The organism is Nonomuraea sp. NPDC004702 (assembly GCF_053601695.1).
The window spans coordinates 158,782-173,931 of record NZ_JBSGCE010000011.1 but is presented as its reverse complement, the minus strand read 5'-3'; the positions used below and the strand labels follow the sequence as shown (position 1 = coordinate 173,931).

Here is a 15,150-nt window from a genome sequence, read left to right as displayed (position 1 = left end):
TCGTGCGACACGCCGAGGTCGCGGTTTCGCCGTGGGCGTGGCGCTGCCTGGGGCGATGCGACGATCCGCACGATTGCCCCACACACGCAGCGTTGTCTCTTGTAACGTTGGGTTGATACCCGCGCCTCTGCTAGGGGGTTGGTCACATGCGCTGGCAGGTCCACTCCGAAACGTCGCTCTACGCCGACCAGTGGCTGGACATCCGGATCGCGGATGTGGAGCTGCCCGACGGGCGGCACCTCGATCACCGGCTGGTCCGCACCGCGCCGGCCGCGGGCGCGGTCGTCACCGACGACAAGGACCGGGTGTTGCTGATCTGGCGCCACCGCTTCATCACCGACAGCTGGGGCTGGGAGGTCCCGCTCGGCCAGGTCGACGAGGGCGAGATGCCGATGGCCGCGGCCGCCCGTGAGGTCGAGGAGGAGACCGGGTGGCGTCCGGGGCCGCTGCGCCCGCTGATGTCGGTCCAGCCCACCAACGGCTTCACCGACAGCCTCAACCACATCTACCGGGCCGACACGGCCACCCACATCGGCCCGCCCAGCGACCCCTGGGAGGCCGAGCGCATCGAGTGGGTGCACCTGTCGAGCGTCCGGCGGCTGGTCGAGGCCGGCGAGATCGTGTGCGCCACGACCCTGTCGGCGCTGCTCTACCTGCTCGTCGAGCGCCTTCCGGCCGCGCCGCGGCCCCTCGGGTACGAGCCCGGCAAGCCCTTCATGCTCTCGGACCTGCCGATCGACCTCTGAGGCCGCGCCCTCAGGAGAACAGGTGGTCGACCACGCGGGCCGTCGCCTTGCCGTCGTCCTTGGGCGCGTACGTGGCCCGGAAGGCCTCGTAGCGGTCGGCGTGCGCGGCGGCCACCTCGTCGATGGAGCGCAGCGCGTCGATCACCTCGGCCGACGTCGGCAGCACCGGGCCGGGCGCCTGCTCGGCCAGGTCGAGGTAGAGCCCTCGCTTGGCGGAGTACTTCGCCAGGTCGTAGCCGTAGAAGACGATGGGCCGGCCGGTGGCGGCGAAGTCGAACATGACCGAGGAGTAGTCGGTCACGAGGACGTCGGCGACCAGCAGCAGATCCGCCATGTCCGGATAAGTCGTGACGTCGTGGGCGATGTCGGGGACGGCGGGCATGGCCTGCATCGGATGGGCGCGTACCAGGATCTCGTGGTCGGCGCCCAGGGCCTCGCGGGCCTTGGCCAGGTCGAGCTTGACCATGGCGTTCTTGCGGTCGTAGTCGCGCCAGGTCGGCGCGTAGAGCACCACTCGCTTGCCCTCGGCCAGCCCGAGCCGCTCGCGGACGGCGGCGGCCCTGACCTCGCGCTCGGGCGAGTTGAGCACGTCGTTCCTGGGCAGGCCGCTCTCCAGGATCTCGCCCTTGTAGCCGAAGGCCCGGCGCAGCACCGTGGTGGCCCACGGCGACTGCGACAGCAGCAGGTCCCAGCCGCGCACCTCGGCCGCCTGCCGGTACCAGATCGGCGGACGCGGGTCGCGGGCCATGTGCGGCTGGTCGTTGCCGATGCGCTTGGCCGGGGTGCCGTGCCAGGTCTGCAGCACGACCTGGTCCTCGCGGGCGCGGAACCAGGCGGGCAGGAACGAGTTGGTGACGATGTGGCTGGAGCGGGCCAGCGCGGCGTGGTGCTCGCGGCTGCCCGCCCGCACCGCCCGCGCGCCGCCCGGCGGCACGAACGCGGCGTCCTTGACGATCCAGATGTGCTCGCGGTCGTCGCCCCTGCGCAGCCGCTCCTCGTAGATGGCGCGCACGCTGTCGGCGTAGAGCCGGCCGTCGTTGACGACGTAGACGGTCGCGTCGTGCAGCGGCTCGGTGCGCTGGGCCGGGTAGAAGACGCGGCGCAGCACGTGGGTGCCGGCCACGCCCCGCTCGTCGCTGGGACGCCCCTCCTCCACCGTGATCACCGGCACGTCGAACCGGGTGGAGATCATCCGGTACGCCCGGCTGTCGACCGTACGCGGCTCCTCGTCGAGCCCCGGCAGGGCGGCGTGGTCCATCCGGAACGGCACGATCTCGCCCGACGGGTGCCGGAAGGACATGTTCCAGGTGCCCGAGGCCAGCGGCACGGACTCGCCGAAACGGTCCATGGACGAGGGCGTCACCCGCACGGAGAAGTCGTCGCCCGACCGCTCCATGGGCAGCGAGTACGACAGCCCCGAGCGGTGGCGCAACGTCAGCACCCGGGGGCCGGGCGCGTCGGGGTAGTCGCCGCGCAGGACCAGCGTGGAGCCCTCCCAGACGGCGGAGGTGATCACCGGGCGGATGCGGTGGGCGGAGACCACGACGCGGTCGCGCCGGTCGCCGAGCACGGTGATCTCCCGGTCGCCCACCGGAGTGCGCGTCTCGACCAGGTCGCCGAGCATGACGGAGGCCGCCGGGTCGCCCTTGGGCTCGACCCACAGCCGCCTGCCGTCCTTCTCCTGGAGCAGCGCGGGCACGGCGAGCCCGATCAGCACCTCGGTGCCGCCGCCGGACGGCGTGAAGTCGGCGGCGATGCGGTGGCCGCCCAGCCTGGCGTGGCCCTTGGTCACGCTGCGGCCGGGCAGGAAGATCTTGAGTTCGAGGCGTTCGTCCTGGACGGACACGCCGGTCAGCTCGGCCCTGTTGGGCTGGAGCACGACCTGCAGCGCGCGGTCGGACGTCCAGACCGGACGCACCCACCAGCCCGGCTTCAGCTTGAGACCGGCCGGACGCTCGGGCCTGCCGATGGCCGAGCCGCGCAGCAGGCCGGTCGCCCGCGCGCCACGGCTCCAGAAGACGATCTCGGCCCGCCAGGTCGTCGCGTCGGGCACCCCCGGACGGTGGCGCAACCGCCGCCGCACGGCGTGCACCATGCCGCGCACGGCCCCGCGCCAGCGCAGCGGCCACGGGCTCAGCTCGGCGGTGAAGCCGGACCAGTCGTAGTTGCAGCCGGGCTCGCGCGCGCCGTGGGTGGCCTCGGGGGCGAGCACCCGCTTGGTGCGCATGCGGATCGGCGGGAGCCAGCGCGGCCCGCGCAGCACCACGGTCGCCCAGTTGAACCTGCGGCTGCGGACCGACAACCCGGCCAGGTACGCGAAACCGGTGACGCGCAGCCTGCCGTCGACCCACACGATGTCGTCGATGTGGGTCACCGGCACCATGTCGGCGCGGCGCAGCCGGTAGAGGTCGGGCGGCAGCTCGTCGCGGAAGGGCAGGTCGGCGTACCAGCTCAGGCCCTTGCGGATGCGCTTGGACGGCTCGGCCGCCGCGGTGACGACCTTGACCAGCGTCTCGCCGTCGACCAGCTCGTCGTCGGGACGGTGCTCGATCAGGTGGCAGATCACCCGCCGGGCGACGGGCAGGTCGCGCTTGACCTCCGCGGCCACGCCGGCCAGGTAGGGGCGGATCAGGGTGAGCAGCTCGCGGCGCCGGGCCGGGCCGCGCTTGACCGCGAGGTCGATGCGCGACCCCAGAGGCCCGCTGAGCACCTCGGTGTCGAACGCCGCGTCGCGGCCGCCGGGCCCGACGGCACGCATGACCGCCTCAAGAGGCTCGCCACGATCGCAGAGATCCTGGACAGCCTTGAGGCGGTCGGCGAGCGTGTCGCCGCTGTGGCGCTGGGCTGTGACGCCGGTGGCCATCGTGGAGGCACCGCCTTTCGGGCCTGTCAGTGTTCAGCCCATGGTAATGGGAGTCACATGTCACAGAATCGCCTCAACGGCGAAACCGCAGGTCAGGCCCCTTACTGAAAATCGGCTGAACGCCCGTCCCAGCGCGCCTTCCTCATGTCCACCCGTTCGCCGCGCAGCGGGGTGCCCTCCTCGCGCCAGTGGGCCAGGCATCGTCGCAGGTGGTCGGGGGCGGCGCCGCTGCCGTCGGCGTGCACGACCCGCCACCACGGGACGCCGCCGCCCAAGGTGGACATCACCTTGCCCACCTGGCGGGGGCCGCCCTCGCCCAGGTATTCGGCGATGTCGCCGTAGGCCATGACCTTGCCGGGCGGGATGCGTTCGACCAGGTCGAGCACCCGCTCGGCGAAGGGGTTCAGGGGGTCCATGCGGCCGGGCCCGCGTCGATGATCTCGTCGAACTTGCCGATCTCCATCACCGTCCCGCCGGACAGGACCTCGATCACGCCGTCGCGCAGCGCGTAGAGCTCGCCGTCCTCGCCCACCAGGCGGGCGCCGAGCGCGGCCGACAGCCGCAGGAGCTGGGCCACCTGCCAGTCGGAGCCGGGCTCGCCCACGACCTGGCCCTGCCAGCGCGCCACCGCGTGCCGGCCGCCGTCGTGGCCGGCCACGATCTCCTCAGATCCGCGCAGCTCGAAACCGGCCGGCGCGATGGCCTTCGCGAGCTCCGCGAAGGCGAGTGGCGACTCGCGCACCACCCGCAGCTCGTATCCCATGACGCGCGACCATAGCGGATCTTTACCGTCCACGCGGGCGAAGTACGAGCGGTTCATCACTCCTTGCGCTGATTGAGAACGATGATCGCCCCGCAGAACGTCACCAGCGCGACCAGCACACCCCCTCCGTACAGCCACAACCGCCACGGATCGGCCCCCGGACGGGTCGGCACCGGGGAGTCCTCGCCCCGGCCGAAGTGGTCCTTTCCGGGCACGGTCACGCTGCGCCGCTGACCGGTCAGGCGCTCGGCGGCGTTGAGCGCGGCCCCGGCGTCCACCACGCCGAACCCGGTGTTGTCGTCGTAGCCCGCGGCCGGACGGCCCCGCGCGCTGGAGGCCAGCGCCTGGGCCACCTGCTCGGGCGGCAGGCCGGGAAAGCGCGACTTGACCAGCGCGGCCACGCCGGCCACGAGCGCGGCGGCCGAGCTGGTGCCGTCGGACAGCTCGTACCCGCTGGGCCGCTTGACCACGGGCACCTGCACGCCGGGCGCGCCGACGAGGACCGACAGGTTGTCGCTGCTGAAGGTGGCCTTCCTGCCCTGCTTGTCGGTCGCGCCGACGCCGATCACGCCCGGGTAGCCGGCCGGGAAACTCCAGAACGAGGTGCCCTTCTCCTTGGCGTAGGGCGTCTGGCCGTCGTTGCCGACGGCGGCCACCAGCACCACGCCCTTGCTCAGCGCGTACGACACCGCCTCCCGCTCGGACCTGATCGGCCCGTAGGAGCCGATCGACATGCTGACGACCTGGGCGCCATGGTTGGCGGCGTAGCGCAGGGCGCGGGCCAGCGAGCTCTCGGGCGACTGGAGGTCCGTGGGCGGCAGCAGGTCGAACGCCGGCTCGTCGTCGGTGGCCAGGGGCAGCGACAGGATGCGCGCGCCGGGCGCGACGCCGATCAGCCCGTCGCCGGCGCCGGAACCGGCGATCAGCGCGGCCATGGCGGTGCCGTGCCGCCCCGGCTGCACCTCGCGGGCCACCGCGCCCGAGCTCATGTCCGGCCCGGTCGTGACGCGGCCCTTCAGCTCCTTGATCCCGGCGTCCACCGCGCTGTCCACGACGGCGACCGTGACGCCCTCGCCCTTGGTCACGTTCCACGCCTGCTCGACGTTGAGCGCGTCCAGCACCCATTGCTGCTGGTCCCTGATCGGGGCGGCCGTGGGCCCGAGGAGGACGAGCAACGTGGCCGCGAGCGCCCGTACGGCGGTCAGCACACGTTCCCCTGGGTGCACGGCGGAACCTTGGGAGGATCCGCCAGGAAGTAGGCGATCTGGTTGCCGACCGACTTGGCCGCCGGCCAGAGCTCGCTGTGCAGGATCTCCTCCGGGGGGATGGCGGCCCTGGTGCGCCCGTCGGCGTACCCGGCGGTGGAGAAGACGATGTACGGCCCGGCGCCCACCCAGCCGGTGCGCTGGCGCTGCTCGGTGCCGAACCGTTCGGTCACGGTGCCGGGGAAGGCCACGGGCAGCACGCCCACCCGGTCGTCCTGGCCCAGTTGCTCGCCCGCCGACACCCTGGACTCCTCGTCCTTCAGCACGGCCACGCCGACGGTGATGACGAAGGTGGAGGTCTGGTCGACGTACGTGGCGCGCAGCAGCGTGACGCATCCGTGGCTGTCGAGGACCCCGGCGACGGAGGCGTCCACGCCCTTGCCGCAGTCGGTCTCGGGGGCGATGCCGACCCGCCTGGCGTACTGCTGGGCGCGGTCGAGGCCGAGGTACTTGACCTCCTCGGGGAAGACGCCCGTGGCCGGCCACGCCTGCCAGCGCCGGGCGATCTCCTCCTGCTTGTACTGGTTCTGCTCGGACGGGGTCAGCGGGCGCGAGCGCGTCTCGTTGAGCAGCCCGATCGTGCCCAGCAGCACCACGAGGGCCGACACGGCCACGACCGCGCCGACCAGCACGACGAAGATGCGCCGAAAGCGCACGCCCTGCTGGAGAGCCGCCAGCTCGGCGCGTTCCCTGGCCGCGGTGCGCGTACGGGAGTTGGCCGCCGGCCAGGCGCGCACGCGGGCCCGGCGGCCGGTCGACGCCCCGAGCGGGTTGCTGCGTCCCGATGTGGCCTCGCCGGCGCGCGGTAGCCCTGAGGTCGACCTACGTGCCTTCACCACCCTGGCCTCGTTCCCGCGGTTGGTCGGTGTCTATTTCGTCCCCGTTAGCAGGCGGATCATGCGTCGTGTGCGCCGTGGTCGCGTCGTACGCGTCTGACCAGGAAGAAGATGACCGCCAGCGACGCGAGCGCGCCGCCCGCGGCGCCCGCGGCGACGGCCGCGTAGATCGTCACGCGCCGGTGGTCCCTCGCGGTGACCCGGATGGGCCCGGCCGGGCCGCCCGCCAGGGGCCGGGCGGGGTCCTGGGCCTGCGGGCCGGTCGCGGTCTCGGTGTGCGTGGCCAGGCGGGCGGCCTCGGCCAGGGCCCTGCGGGCGTTGACGACGCCGAAGCCGGTGCCGGTGTCGTAGCCGCCGGGCGGCCGGTCGTCGGCGCTGTCGGCGAGCGCCTGGACGACCAGCGGCGGCGACATCTGCGGATATTTTGCCTTGATGAGGGCCGCGACCCCCGAGACGAGCGCGGTCGCCTGCGAGGTGCCCCGGCCGACCCAGTACTCGTCGCCGGGCCCCGCGCCCATGATGTCCACGCCCGGCGCGGCCACCAGCACTGATGAGTTCCAGTTGGAGAACGTGGCCCGGCGCAGCCGCCGGTCGGTCGCCCCCACCGACACCACGCCGGGGAAGGACGCCGGGTAGGAGTAGGGCGCGAAGTCGCCGGCGGTCTTCCTGTCGCCGTCGTTGCCGGCCGCGGCCACCAGCACGACGCCCCTGGAGATGGCGTACCGGATGGCCGCCCGTTCCTCCCGGGTCGCGAGCTCCTTGGAGATCGACATGTTGACGACGTCCGCGCCCTGGTCGACCGCGTAGCGGATGCCCCTGGCCACGACGTCCTCGAAGCGCTCGGCCGAGTTGAACTCCCTGAACCCCGGTTCCTCGTCCTCCAGGATGACCCGTACCGACAGGACGCCGGCCTCGGGCGCGACGCCGATGACGCCCTTCCTCCCGCCCGGCCCGTGGCCGTGCCCGGCGATCAGGGAGGCCATGTACGTGCCGTGCAGCCGCGGCGGCGCGACGCCCGGCGGGTTCGCGCCCGCGGTGAAGTCGCGGCCCACGGTCACCGCGCCGGCCAGGTCACGGTGGGCCGGATCGACCCCGGAGTCGAGCACGGCCACCGTGACCCCCGAGCCCTTGGTGACGCGCCAGGCCGCGGGCAGGTCGAGCGTCTCGATCACGGCCCGCTGGCCGCCGCGCACGTCGTCGTCGGCGTGGGCGCAGTCGGGCAGGGCGGCGGGAAGAACCGCGAGAAGGACCGCGGGGGCGGCGGACAGCGCCTTCGCGGCGCGCCGGCTCAGCACCGCCATCCCTCGGCCGCGCAGTCGGGCATGCGGGGCGTGCTGAGGTCGAGCAGCACGCGTTCGGACAGCTCGGCGGCGAAGGCGAAGATGGCCGGACGTGACTCGCCGGACGTGGTCGCGGGCCGCCCGTCCACCTGGCCCGCCGTGGTCAGCACGACATACGGCCCCGCCTGGCGCACCGACCCGGCCTGCCGCATCGAGGGGGTGAACCGTTCGGCGACCGTGCCCGTGAAGCTGAGCGGCCGCAGCCCCGGCACGGGCTTGCCGTTGTCGGCGAACGCGCTCCTGGCCCGGACCGCGCGTGACTCGTCGGGCAGCGCCACCACGCCCACGGTGACGAGCACCCCGCGCAGCGCGTCGATGTAGGTGGCCCGCAGCACGCCCCGGCAGCCCGCCTCGCGCAACGTCCTGACCGCCTTCGCGTCGACGGACTCGGCGCCGCAGCCGGTGTGCGGCGAGATGCCGATGCGCTCGGCCCGCTCCTGCCCGCCCTGCTCGGCCGCGTACGGCAGAGCCGCGGGGAAGACGCGCCCGGCGGGCCAAGAGCGCCAGCGTTCGGCGACCTCGCGCGTGGCGGCGGCACGCAGCTCGGACGCGCTCGGGCCGCGGGTCAGCTCGGTGCCCGCCGCGCTCCCGGCCACCCCGGCGGCCACCGCGCAGACCAGGGTCAGCGCGGAGGACACCACCAGGGTGGGCCAGGGGCGGGCGTGGTTCACGACACCGACCTTAAGCGCCTCGGCGGGAGGTTCCCCGGGAAAACGCCTCAGTAGCTGGGCAGGCTGGGGTCGACCGTCTTGACCCAGCTCAGCACCCCGCCGCCGACGTGCACCGCGTCGGCGAAGCCCGCGTTCTTGACGATCGCCAGGGCCTCGGCCGAGCGCGCGCCCGACTTGCAGTGGAGCACGATGCGCTTGTCCTGGGGCAGCTTCTCCAGGGCCGAGCCGTTGAGGAACTCGCCCTTGGGGATCAGCGTGGCGCCCGGGATGGAGACGATCTCGTACTCGTTGATCTCGCGGACGTCGACCACGTAGATGTTGTCGCCCTTGTCCATCATGGACTTGAGCTCCCGCGCGGTGATCGTGGAGCCGCTGGCGGCCTGCGCGGCCTCGTCGGAGATCGCGCCGCAGAACGCCTCGTAGTCCTCCAGCAACTCGGTGACCGTGGGGTTCTTGCCGCACAGCACGCACTCGGGGTCCTTGCGGACCTTGACGTCCCGGTACTTCATCTCCAGGGCGTCGTAGATCATCAGCCGGCCGACGAGCGGGTCGCCGATGCCCGTCAGCAGCTTGATGGCCTCGTTGACCTGGATCGAGCCGATCGACGCGCACAGCACGCCGAGCACGCCGCCCTCGGCGCACGACGGCACCATGCCGGGAGGCGGGGGCTCGGGGTAGAGGCAGCGGTAGCAGGGCCCGTGCTCGGCCCAGAACACGCTCGCCTGGCCGTCGAAGCGGTAGATCGAGCCCCAGACGTACGGCTTGCCGAGCAGCACGGCGGCGTCGTTCACCATGTAGCGGGTGGCGAAGTTGTCCGTGCCGTCGACGATGAGGTCGTAGCCGGAGAAGATCTCCATGACGTTCTCGGTGGTCAGGGTCGCGTTGTGGACGACGACCTCGACCAGCGGGTTGATCTCGCGGACAGACGCCGCGGCGCTCTCGGCCTTCAGCCTGCCCACGTCGGACTGGCCGTGGATGATCTGGCGCTGCAGGTTGGACTCATCGACGACGTCGAAGTCGATGATGCCGAGGGTGCCGACGCCCGCCGCGGCCAGGTACATCAGGGCGGGCGAGCCCAGGCCGCCGGCGCCCACGCACAGCACCTTGGCGTTCTTCAGCCGCTTCTGCCCGGCCATCCCGACATCGGGGATGATCAGGTGGCGCGAGTAGCGGCGCACTTCGTCTACGGTCAGCTCTGTGGCCGGCTCGACCAGCGGTGGCAACGACACGTTCTACGCTCCCGTTTCAGGGGGTCACATCTCTAGCTGAAACCTACTCGGCGAGTGGGGCATTCCCCAATCTCGTCTCACCGATCAGACGGCGTGCCTCCGCCGCCACCACGCGGGGCATCTCCATCATCGCCACGTGCCCCGCCGTCGGCAGCAGCACGAGCCTGACCTGCCGGAACGTACGGGCCGCCTTCGCCGCCATGGCCGGGCGCACCAGGCGGTCGTGCCGGCCGTGGACGATGAGCGTCGGGGCCTTCACCTTGGCCGCCTGGCGCCACAGGTTGTCCTCGCCCCGCCGGAAGTACTCGGCCACGATGCCCCGCGCCGAGCCGATCATGGCCTCCCCCGCGTACGGGACGTCGTCGCGCCGGCGCATCTCCTCCACGGCGTCGGCCAGGCGCACCGGGTGGACGGCGTTCACGTCCGCCCAGACCATGGCGAAGGAGGCGTTGATGCGCTGCTCGGCGGGGAGCAGGCGCAGCTTGTCGGCGAACCACTCGCCCACCCTGGGCACGGCGGCGGCGGCCACGCGGACCGGGCCGTACCTGGGCAGCAGGTCGGGCAGGGCGGGCGAGACGAGCGTGAGCGAGCGGACCAGGTCGGGCCTGGCCGCGGCGACCCGCACCGCGACCGCGCCGCCCAGCGAGTTGCCGAACAGGTGGGCCGGGCCCGTGTGCTCCATCAGCCCGATCACCGCCGCGGCGTGGCCGGCCACCGTGTAGTCGCCGTCCCGCGGCGCCGGGGAGAAGCCCGCGCCGGGCAGGTCGAGGGCGTGGCCGGTGACGGTGTCCTTGAGCTCGTCCATGAGGTCGGTCCAGTTGGTGGCCGAGCCCGCCAGCCCGTGGACGAACACGGCCTGCTCGGCCGGGCCGCCGTCGGGGGTGGATCGCACGTGCACCGGGCCGATCATGCGTCCCGGCCAGTGAGGGACCGGCTCCACCGCTGTCATACGTCCTCCTTGTCGCTCTTCCACGATAACCAGCGCGCCCAGGCGGGGTCTGCATTCCGTACAGACACCGCTTTCGCTGACCTATCAGAGCAGCACCGGACATACGGGACGCACAGGGGGTCGCGCCCGCGAGCAGACATGGGTCAGGCCCGAAATTTCCGCTCATAGATGTCTAATGGATCTCTTGGCGGCTTAAGTGTGCGGCAAAAGCTGTCTGTCCCCGTTTACCAGGTTCGAGACGGGTAAGCATCAGGAACGGATACAGTGCGCGACCTACCGGACACTCTTGGTTAGCGATCGGGAAGTCGTGGTCACCGGAAATCCATCGGGGAAGCGTAACGGCATTTCCCGAACGATCCCGACGACAGCATCGTCCAGCATTTCTCATGCCTGGCGCACAGGTGTGCCGGCGAGCATTTTCTGCGCGCCGTAAATACACGCACGGCCGCCGCCTTCCGGCGTTTACGGCCGTGCCGTCATTACACGAGAAAAGCGCGGCCGACGCTGTCGGAACCCGATGTGATGGGCACTCCGTCATATGCGCATAATCGGACATATCATGGCATTTCATTCGATAGAGCTGTAATGCAAGCAATAAGATTGCTAATGCATAGCAAAATAGGGCCACTCCTGTTTGCTGTAGCTCTGTCTCGGAAATGACATTTCACGGATGGCTCATCAGCTAGTCGTTCAAGACCTGGTTCCCGGCCTCTCGGGAACGTCGAGAACGGGGCAACCAATCCTTTAGGGGGAAAACGCAATGCCCAAGCTCAAAAGTGTTATCGCAGGTCTGGCCGTCAGCACCGCGCTGACCGGCGGCGTGGTCAGCCTGGGCGCGACGACCACCGCCAACGCCAGCACCGCCAACAACGTCACCAGCCCGACGACCCTCAGCTGGGGCGATGGGGACGGTCACGGCTGGTGGCACCGTCGCCACCACCGCTGCAACAGGAACCGCCACGGCTGGGGCGGCGGCTGGGGCGGCGGCGGCTGGGGCTGGGGCGGCGGCTGGGGTGGCGGCTGGCGCCGGCACCACCGCGGCGGCGGCGTCTGCGTCAAGATCTTCAACGAGAACACGAACGACAACACCGAGACGAGGACCAGCAACGAGCTGCGCGAGGACCGTCGCGCGCGCAGCGACCGCGACGACTGATCGCGCGGGAATGGTGCCCGTAATCCATGGATGGTCGCTCTTCACGGCGAAGTGAATCCGACCGGCGAGTACTGGGCTCTCAGGAAGTGACCGCACCCGGACCTTGCTGTCCTGCCTGAGAATCCACTCTCCTCTGTCACCGCGGCAATTCCCGGTGAGGGCTCCACTGGCATTCTGCCGGTGGGGCCCTCACTTGCGTTCTCCCTTGAATGCGGCCCCGTCTCCCCTGGTGCCGGACTCCGCGACCCCGGCAGTCCGAAATGTCCGATTATGCACCATGATGCTCCATAGTGTCGGACAAGAGAGGACAATGTCCGTTTGTGGGGCATTCGGTCGGATATATCCCTGGCATGGATGTTCGCTAGCGGGCATCCACGCCGCTCCACAGAAATCCGGAAAGGCTCGGATGACGCGGAGCGACGAGTACGGGGCAATCAATCCTTTTAGGGGGAAACACAATGCCCAAGCTCAAAAGTGTTATCGCAGGGCTCGCCATGGGCACCGCGCTGACCGGCGGTGTGGTCAGCGCGGGCGCGGCGACCACCGTCACCGGCGCGAGCGCTGCCAGCGTCACCGGCTCGGCCACCGCGGCCACCCTCGCCGGCTGCTTCCGGGAGGTCCGGTGCGGCTGGGGCGGCTGGGGCCGCAGCTGGGGCAACCGCTGGGGCGGCGGCTGCCACCGCCGCTGCGGCGGCGGCTGGGGCTGGGGCCGCGGGGGCGGCTGGGGCTGGGGTCGCGGCGGCGGCTGGGGCTGGCGGCGTAACAACGCCCCCCGGGTCCGCGTCGTCATCCACAACTCCAACCACAACAGCAACCACAACAACACCAACGTGCAGCGGCACGACGAGCGCGAGCACCACGACGACTAGGCGGCGGTCTCACCCGGGGACGGCCCGCCCAGCGAGAGCCCACCTGAGAAGTGAGACCACGCCGACGTAGAGGAGTGCCCGCATCCGGCCGACCCGCTCTCTCGACGGAGAGCGAGGATCGCCTCCCGGATGCGGGCACTCGACGTGTCCCGCGTCCTTCCGAGCCGGCCCGCCCCTCGGTGCCGCACAGGGATCGTCATCCGGCGCCAAGCCCGTACGGACAAGAAGGTGAAACGAGTGAGTGCCCGCATTCCCTGCCAGGAGCTCGTTCTCGACGAGAACGGAAGTCCGGTGGGGTGCGGGCACTCGGTCGCGCGATCACGGTTCGCGCCCCGGGTTCAGAACCTGTGGTCAGCTCCAGTCACGATCGGCGTCGTCAGTGCGAACCTGCTGGCGGACGGCATGCGCGATCGCGTCGCGGTTCCGGTTCCGGTTGACGATGATGATTTTGATCCTGGGGAGCCGGTGGCGACGCCAGTTGTTGCGCCAGCCCCAGCCGCCGCCGCACCACGAGCGGCGGAAGCAGCCGGACAGAGTGGTGGTGGTCGCCCCGGTGGTGACGTTGGTGGCGGCTTCGGCGCTGGTGGTCGTGGTCGCCGCGCCGAGGGCGATCACTCCGCCGCTCAGGGCCGTGCTCATGGCGAGCCCTGCGACAATACTCTTGAGCTTGGGCATTGCGTTTCCTCCTAAAGGTTTGGATGCCCCGTTTCTCGACGCTTCCGGATTCCCAGGAAACGACGTGGACGGTATGGCTTGCCATGCCTGCCATCCATGACCTTGATATATCCCCATGAATAGCCAGCAAACCGCAATTGTCCTCTTTTGCCGGTAGGCACAGATTTGCATGGCGACTTCGCGCGCAAACGCAAGTGAGGGCTCCCCGGCCGATGCCGGTGAAGCCCTCACCAGAATTTCCGAAGGCGCGGAGAGAATGAACCCTCCGGCGCGCCGTGCCGTAATTCAGGCCATTGTCCGAGCCCGGTACCCGGTGGTCGAATTCAGCGCGGCGCCGCCTTCATGAGGATGACGGTTCCGTCCGCCGTCAGCGCCAGTCGCGGTCGTGGTCGTGGTCGCGGACCGTCGGCCGCGTGGTCTCCGTGTCCGTCACCCGGTTGCGGTTGAAGTTGCGGTTGTGGATGGTGACCTTCACCTTGCCCACGCGGTTGTGGTGACGGCGCCAGCCCCAGCCGCCGCCCCAGCCGCCCCAGTTGTTGCCCCATCCCCAGCCACCGCACCGGGACCTGCGGAAGCAGCCGGCCTGGAAGCTGGTGGACGTGACGACACCGGCGCTGGTGGCGGCGTCGGCGCTGGTCGCGGTGGTCGCCGCACCGAGCGCTACGACACCGCCGCCCATGGCCGTGCTGACGGCGAGGCCTGCGAGAATACTCTTGAGCTTGGGCATTGCGTTTCCCCCTAAAGGATTGGTTGCCCCGTTCTCAACGCTCCCCGGTTGCCAGGGAACTGCCCTTGGACGACCTGTGATGAGCCATCCGTGAAATGTCATTTCCTGGACGCGGGCATGGCAACACAGAACCGCCGCCTTTTTGCTATGCATTAACAGCCTTATTGCTTGCATTAAACATTTATTGACTGATATGCCATGATATGTCCGAATCTATCATGATCGCCAGGCGGGGACGTCCGGCACGGGTGGGCGGGACCGGAAACCCGAACATCACCCCTCGACCGGCATCAAGTGTCGGTGATCGACCGATTTACCCGGGGCAATTGGTACGGCTTATTGCGATTTGAAGATAATGTCCGCTTTATGGCTAATGGCCGTTATGTGAGCCGGAACACGGACGGCCGCTCCGGCACACCACGAGAGCCGCCACCTTCTGTGCCACCCTCGGGCCTCACAGGCAGCGCGCCCCCTGCCACGCGACGCTGAGCCCGTCCGGCGGCCCACGCACGCAGGCGCCTACGTCCAGCCACCCAGGCACGTCGCCCCGAGGAAAGGGCATCCACGGCCCTGAACACGACCTGCCCGGCCCCCGCCCGCCCGGACGCGGCCACCCGGCCACCACCCGCCCAACCCCCGCCCCGCCCGGTCAGACGCGCGACCACCACTCGCCCCGCCCCCCCCCGCTCCGCCCGGTTGTCTGCGCGGACCTGACGTTGGACGTCTCACCCGACCAACCCACTCGCCAGTTCCCGCACGGTGATCAACGCGCGCCAGTGCACCTGGTTGGTCAGCCAGGTGTTGTACGCGGCGTGATCGCTCTACTGGATCGGAAAGCGGCCAAGCCTCGCAACGGATCATGCGGACCGGGATCGGTTGCTCGTCACCCTCTCCACCACCGCAACAGCCGCCTTCGCTGCCCCCCGTGGGCACCTCAGTGCCGCTCCCACCCCCTCTGGCCATGCTGTTCGTCACAGGAGCCGTGGTGGTGCGCTACTTTGCCATGGCGATCCATGTCGCCTCAGAAGCTCGTCTCGGCCGCCGCGTCCCGCCGGCCGGTCTGT

Annotated in this window: 14 protein-coding genes; 3 read left to right on the top strand and 11 right to left on the bottom strand. The window is 70.6% G+C overall.

Features of this window, described 5'->3' with window-relative positions:
• Positions 1-146 precede the first annotated feature (146 nt).
• Complete coding sequence (locus ACWEJ6_RS16955) at positions 147-746, top strand: NUDIX hydrolase (RefSeq protein WP_358294344.1); 600 nt, start codon at positions 147-149, stop codon at positions 744-746.
• Between the two features lie 10 nt (positions 747-756).
• Here ACWEJ6_RS16955 and ACWEJ6_RS16950 read toward each other — a convergent pair whose 3' ends face one another.
• From ACWEJ6_RS16950 to ACWEJ6_RS16910, 9 genes are all read right to left on the bottom strand, one after another.
• Positions 757-3,609 (bottom strand): CDP-glycerol glycerophosphotransferase family protein, encoded by a 2,853-nt coding sequence (locus tag ACWEJ6_RS16950; RefSeq protein WP_387677383.1) that lies wholly within the window; start codon positions 3,607-3,609, stop codon positions 757-759.
• A 101-nt stretch (positions 3,610-3,710) separates the two neighbouring features.
• Positions 3,711-4,025 carry an MGMT family protein gene (locus tag ACWEJ6_RS16945; protein ID WP_352352833.1) on the bottom strand — a complete coding sequence of 105 codons (315 nt, stop codon included), beginning with the start codon at positions 4,023-4,025 and terminating at the stop codon, positions 3,711-3,713.
• Positions 4,013-4,429: a hypothetical protein gene (locus tag ACWEJ6_RS16940; RefSeq protein WP_452424519.1), complete on the bottom strand. Its 417-nt coding sequence runs from the start codon at positions 4,427-4,429 to the stop codon at positions 4,013-4,015. Before ACWEJ6_RS16940 ends, ACWEJ6_RS16945 begins: the two co-directional genes overlap by 13 nt.
• Positions 4,429-5,598 carry a S8 family serine peptidase gene (locus tag ACWEJ6_RS16935; RefSeq protein ID WP_387677379.1) on the bottom strand — a complete coding sequence of 390 codons (1,170 nt, stop codon included), beginning with the start codon at positions 5,596-5,598 and terminating at the stop codon, positions 4,429-4,431. Before ACWEJ6_RS16935 ends, ACWEJ6_RS16940 begins: the two co-directional genes overlap by 1 nt.
• Positions 5,574-6,473 (bottom strand): hypothetical protein, encoded by a 900-nt coding sequence (locus ACWEJ6_RS16930; RefSeq protein ID WP_397161133.1) that lies wholly within the window; start codon positions 6,471-6,473, stop codon positions 5,574-5,576. The genes ACWEJ6_RS16935 and ACWEJ6_RS16930 overlap by 25 nt, the downstream gene beginning before the upstream one ends.
• Before the next feature lie 59 nt (positions 6,474-6,532).
• Positions 6,533-7,768, bottom strand: a complete 1,236-nt coding sequence (locus ACWEJ6_RS16925; protein ID WP_452424516.1) for a S8 family serine peptidase — start codon at positions 7,766-7,768, stop codon at positions 6,533-6,535.
• Entirely contained in the window at positions 7,762-8,484 is a 723-nt protein-coding gene (locus ACWEJ6_RS16920; RefSeq protein ID WP_452424514.1) for a hypothetical protein, read from the bottom strand. Before ACWEJ6_RS16920 ends, ACWEJ6_RS16925 begins: the two co-directional genes overlap by 7 nt.
• 47 nt (positions 8,485-8,531) lie before the next feature.
• Positions 8,532-9,713, bottom strand: a complete 1,182-nt coding sequence (gene moeZ, locus ACWEJ6_RS16915; protein ID WP_358294355.1) for an adenylyltransferase/sulfurtransferase MoeZ — start codon at positions 9,711-9,713, stop codon at positions 8,532-8,534.
• 43 nt (positions 9,714-9,756) lie between these two features.
• On the bottom strand, positions 9,757-10,662 hold the full coding sequence (locus ACWEJ6_RS16910) for an alpha/beta fold hydrolase (RefSeq protein ID WP_452424512.1): 906 nt from the start codon (positions 10,660-10,662) through the stop codon (positions 9,757-9,759).
• Positions 10,663-11,422: 760 nt separating this feature from the next.
• Here ACWEJ6_RS16910 and ACWEJ6_RS16905 point away from each other — a divergent pair.
• Both ACWEJ6_RS16905 and ACWEJ6_RS16900 read left to right on the top strand, forming a co-directional pair.
• Positions 11,423-11,815 carry a hypothetical protein gene (locus ACWEJ6_RS16905; RefSeq protein WP_452424510.1) on the top strand — a complete coding sequence of 131 codons (393 nt, stop codon included), beginning with the start codon at positions 11,423-11,425 and terminating at the stop codon, positions 11,813-11,815.
• Positions 11,816-12,273: 458 nt separating this feature from the next.
• Complete coding sequence (locus tag ACWEJ6_RS16900) at positions 12,274-12,684, top strand: hypothetical protein (protein WP_358294358.1); 411 nt, start codon at positions 12,274-12,276, stop codon at positions 12,682-12,684.
• A 351-nt stretch (positions 12,685-13,035) separates the two neighbouring features.
• Here ACWEJ6_RS16900 and ACWEJ6_RS16895 read toward each other — a convergent pair whose 3' ends face one another.
• A complete protein-coding gene (locus tag ACWEJ6_RS16895; RefSeq protein ID WP_452424508.1) occupies positions 13,036-13,359 on the bottom strand; it encodes a hypothetical protein in 324 nt (107 codons plus the stop codon).
• A 367-nt stretch (positions 13,360-13,726) separates the two neighbouring features.
• Positions 13,727-14,086: a hypothetical protein gene (locus ACWEJ6_RS16890; RefSeq protein ID WP_387677362.1), complete on the bottom strand. Its 360-nt coding sequence runs from the start codon at positions 14,084-14,086 to the stop codon at positions 13,727-13,729.
• Positions 14,087-15,150 lie beyond the last annotated feature (1,064 nt).